4 protein-coding genes and 1 pseudogene are annotated in these 4,355 nt (G+C 47.0%); 3 read left to right on the plus strand and 2 right to left on the minus strand.

Annotated features, from left to right (window positions below; all coding sequences use genetic code 11):
- Window positions 1–300: pseudogene (locus ACOJS8_RS22030) on the minus strand (beta-N-acetylhexosaminidase); the annotation flags it as partial.
- A gap of 193 nt (window positions 301–493) precedes the next feature.
- Between ACOJS8_RS22030 and ACOJS8_RS22035 the strand changes: the two are divergent.
- Window positions 494–1,591, plus strand: coding sequence for an acyltransferase family protein (locus ACOJS8_RS22035; RefSeq protein WP_420150716.1), 1,098 nt, complete (start codon window positions 494–496; stop codon window positions 1,589–1,591).
- A 270-nt stretch (window positions 1,592–1,861) separates the two neighbouring features.
- A complete protein-coding gene (locus tag ACOJS8_RS22040; RefSeq protein ID WP_420150717.1) occupies window positions 1,862–3,112 on the plus strand; it encodes a L,D-transpeptidase family protein in 1,251 nt (416 codons plus the stop codon).
- Between the two features lie 7 nt (window positions 3,113–3,119).
- On the opposite strand, the gene ACOJS8_RS22045 is transcribed toward ACOJS8_RS22040, so the two are convergent.
- On the minus strand, window positions 3,120–3,494 hold the full coding sequence (locus ACOJS8_RS22045; protein WP_420150718.1) for a DUF6970 domain-containing protein: 375 nt from the start codon (window positions 3,492–3,494) through the stop codon (window positions 3,120–3,122).
- Between the two features lie 260 nt (window positions 3,495–3,754).
- Between ACOJS8_RS22045 and ACOJS8_RS22050 the strand changes: the two genes are divergently transcribed.
- Window positions 3,755–4,300, plus strand: coding sequence for a hypothetical protein (locus tag ACOJS8_RS22050; protein ID WP_420150719.1), 546 nt, complete (start codon window positions 3,755–3,757; stop codon window positions 4,298–4,300).
- Window positions 4,301–4,355 lie beyond the last annotated feature (55 nt).

A 4,355-nucleotide genomic window follows, 5' to 3' on the forward strand; every position in this document is an offset into this window, starting at 1 on the left:
GTACCAATCACCATTAATGTGCTGAACTGTAGCCAGTTGAGAGGGTTTGGCGGGCAGAATGGGCCGGGGCGACATATTGAAGAACAGTGTCCAGTTGGCCTCTGTCAGCGGTACGTTACCGTTGTTTTTAAGCGTAAACTGCGCCTTAAATCCATTTGGTGTATTGGTGAAGTTGGTGAGCAATTCCCACGACACTGCAATTTGTGGCGCATCGGTTGTAGTGCTTTCGGCAGTACGTTGGCAGCCAGTAACGAAAACAAGAGAAATTATTACGAAAAAAGCATAAAGGCTAACACGCATAAAAGGTTGATTTTGAGCCGTTCAGCTGATGTTCGTCGCCATTTGTTGTAAAGATTTACTAAGCAACTTATGACTATAAAGGACAACGTAACGACAAGCAATGATAAGGAGTGACTACTAATTGACTACGTACTCAATAGCCTTAATAGTACGTAAATCAGTACTAAAAATACCATTTCCTGATGCTTTTTTAATGGCTGCTTCCACTAACCGACTTATTTCGTTAGATGCGCTACGTGGATTTACCATCGTGGCTATGCTAGTTGCCAACTTTCCCGGAAGCGAGGAGTTTGTGTATTTTACGTTACGTCACAGCAAGTGGAACGCGCTCTCCTTCACGGATTTAGTAGCGCCCGTTTTTCTATTTATTGTCGGTGCTTCCATCGCCTTAGCCTATACCCGATACGTAACGCAACACCAACCAAAGGCCGAATTGTACGGGAAGATCGTGATTCGGTCGTTGAAAATTTTTGCTGTCGGGATGTTCCTGAATCTGATGCCCGATTTCGACATGGCGTCGATTCGCTGGACAGGTACGTTGCACCGGATCGCCATCGTTTTTCTGGTTTGCGGTCTGTTGTTCCTGAACACAACCTGGAAACAGCAAGTCTGGATCGGCGTCCTTACGTTGCTGGCATACTGGCTGGTTATGACACAGATTCCGACGCCCGACGAAGGCAGAATCATTCTGGAGCCCGGTCGGAATCTGGCGGCCTGGCTCGACCGAAAATACCTGCCCGGGCGGATGTGGCAGGGTACCTGGGACCCGGAAGGTATTCTCAGTACGTTCCCGTCCATTGTGACGGGCATTACGGGTATGCTCGCCGGGCGGTGGATGCTCAGTTCCGCCAATCCGCTCGAAAAAGCAGCTTATCTGATGACGGCCGGCCTGTTTGTAGCTATAGCGGGCTATTTCTGGGGGCTAGCGTTTCCAGTCAACGAAAATCTATGGACCAGTTCCTTTGTGCTCGTTACGTCGGGGATTGCATCGATGCTGCTGGGTGCACTCTATTTTCTAATGGATATTAAGCGACATACTGACGGCACAAAACCGGGAGTTATCTTTGGTGCCAACGCCATCACAGTGTACGTACTGGCCGATATTTTCGCGCTTTTTTTCTATCGAATGAAATTCGGCGTCCTTTCGTTGAACGAACATGTCGTGCGTAGCCTGATCGCAATTGGGCTACAGCCCGAACTGGCCAGTTTGCTATACGCATTATTCTTCGTCGGTGTCAATTTCATTCCGGCTTACATTCTGTATCGAAATAAAATATTTATCAAACTTTGAACGGGGTTTAAAGTCTAAAAACCCTAAGGTCGCCCGCGACCCCGGCCCTAAAGGCAGGGCTGTTATGTTCTGATCCCTACGGGATCGGATCAAACCCAAAAGCAGACTAAAAACTAGTAATGAACAGCCCTGCCCTTTAGGGGATTTAGGGGTCATGGACGCCTTCAGGGGTTTAATGGCTACTATCAAACAGTTCCGCGATTCTGACGTTAGTAAATAAAGAGAGAATCTTTAGTTACCGCTCTGGCGGTGATACGTTACGCGTAAACAATGGATAAACGAAGAGTTGGAATTATAGTAGCGGTGGTACTGGGATTGGGAATCCTTGGTTATTTTGGCTGGCAGTTTTTTGCTGACAAAGCCGCTAAACAAAAACAGGAGCAGGCCGATAAGGCGGCTCGGGAGGCTGACATAGCCGCTCGGAAAGCTGCGGAGGAAGAAGCCCGTCTTGCTGCCGAAAAAGCCAGAAAACTGCTATATCGGGCCAATCAATTTGCTGATTCGGTAGGCATCGATACGGCTCGGTACGTAGTGCGTCCAAAAGCGACAAAAGCCCAGATTGATACGGTTCTTGCCCGCGTGCTGACGGAGATACGATACGGTAAAAAACCGTCGGATCTGGCGTTTAGTGGATTGAAAGACAAGCTGGATACGGCCTGGATACACAATGCTGAGGCTGCCGTTACGTCAAAATCACTGGCTAGCCTTTCGGCATTTGCCCCTTACAATCAGCTGGTAGATTATTATAATCGTATTCGGCAAAGGAAAAGTCCGGCGGCCAGCGACTCGTTGCGACTGATCCGCCAGACGCTTAATTTTTATCGGTACATCAACCGCTTTGATCCTGAACAGTTTGTGCTGGTCAATATTCCGACGGGGCAACTGAATGTGTTTGATAAAACAGGAAAGCGGTTGTTGCCAATGCAGGTGATTGCAGGTAAACCCGATCGGCAAACGCCCTGCATGACTACTTACATTCAGAATATTGTCATGTATCCACAGTGGAACGTGCCCAACAACATTGCCGTAGAGGAAATGCTACCTCGTATCAAGCGAAATCTGGCCTTTCTTTCCAGTCAGAATCTGGAGATTCTCGATGACAAAAACCGGCCTGTTGATCCGGAAAAAATCAACTGGAAAACCATCTCGGCCGATAATTTCCCGTATCGGGTTCGGCAGGCATCGGGTTGCGATAACTCGCTTGGGTTACTAAAATTCAACCTGGCAAATCCGCTGGCGATTTACTTACACGATACCAACAGCCGCGACCTGTTTAACAAAACAACGGATCGGTGGCGAAGCCATGGGTGTGTACGGGTGCAAAAGCCGGTTGAGTTAGCTAACCTGGTGCTGGGTGAAGAAGCGTTCGATGACAAGTTTATGAAGGAATGCCTGCTGCATCAGAAGCCCCAGACACTGCCCATTCCGAAACGGTTTCCGGTTTTTATTACGTATAATGTCGCTGATGTCGACGAAGCTGGAAAGCTGCGTTTTTATAAAGATGTGTACGGAGTAGAGTAACGAGGCCTTATTTTCGATTATCTTGCCAGATCAATTCTTCGGCTGTTCGGCCGGTGTAAAAATCGGTACATTTTCCATCCCCACGACTCGTAAACCCTCCACTGGGGAAACACATGAGGTTACAGTTTTCATCGAACAGTTTGCTGGGTATATCACAGCACCGGATCGGAACGTAGTACACTGTCTTTCCTTTATACACGTAACGAAACACACTGGCCGGAGGATTCCAAACTTTTTCTTTTTGAATCTGCTCAATCATTTTCTGAACGCAGCCGGGTATGGGTATGTGCTCGGGAGATTCTTTTTTTTGATACGTTAGCATTATAAGGCCAACAAACAGAAGTATTTTGGTCAGCATATCGAAAGCAAGGTGTTTGCGCAAAGCGCCGTTATAGAAAGGAGTCTTCGTTTACCATAATAGTTGTAAGGATCTGCATTAACCACACCCAGATCGGGTAAACGATTCTTTATCAAGTCAATTTCTTCAGGGCCAGACTACGTTCCTCACCGTCAGGTTATGCATTGCATGGGTGTTTCCTGTCTAAAATTGGTTCTTTAATGCGTCAAATGAAGGTTTTAATTGATTTTGTCTGATTTTGAGATTTAATTTGACGAAAATTACTCCTAGTGATTTTCTGAACAGTGAAGAAGATCGTTTCATTTGGTTTATTCCTCCTGCTACTTGCTCATGTGCTGGCCCACGTTATTACGGGGTTAAGTGCGTGGTGGCAGGATGAGCATGATTTATCGAAACGGTTGCTGGTATATCGCTCTGTCGATAGCATTGTTGAGTTTCAGATTCCACTTGTCAACAAAACAGACGGCCAGAACATTGTCCACACCACGGCAGACGGTTTCAGCCATCGAGGTCATTATTACAACGTCATTAGTCTGGAGGTACGTAGCGATACGCTCTACATTGCCGGTCTGGAATCGGCCAATCATTCATTCTGGCAGGGTGACTTACTTTCGTTTCTAAACGACCACCTCGCTACAAATTCCGATACAGGTCGAAAAGGTAGCCAGATTCTAAAATTTTTATTAAAAGAGTATTCCGTTAGCCCAACGATCTCTCTGACCTTCCCGGTTAGTGGCTGGCGTGAAGTAGTGCGTGTCCCCGAAGTTCCGTTTGTGTTTCTGACTCGTTCAGAACCCATGTATTCTCCCCCTCCAGAAAGAACGGTTTGATAAGCGGTTCAGATAATCGGTCGTCCTTGATGGTGATCGTGTACTTGCCTACAGG

It is taken from the genome of Spirosoma sp., from assembly GCF_048594605.1.
Taxonomy (GTDB): Bacteria; Bacteroidota; Bacteroidia; order Cytophagales; family Spirosomataceae; genus Spirosoma.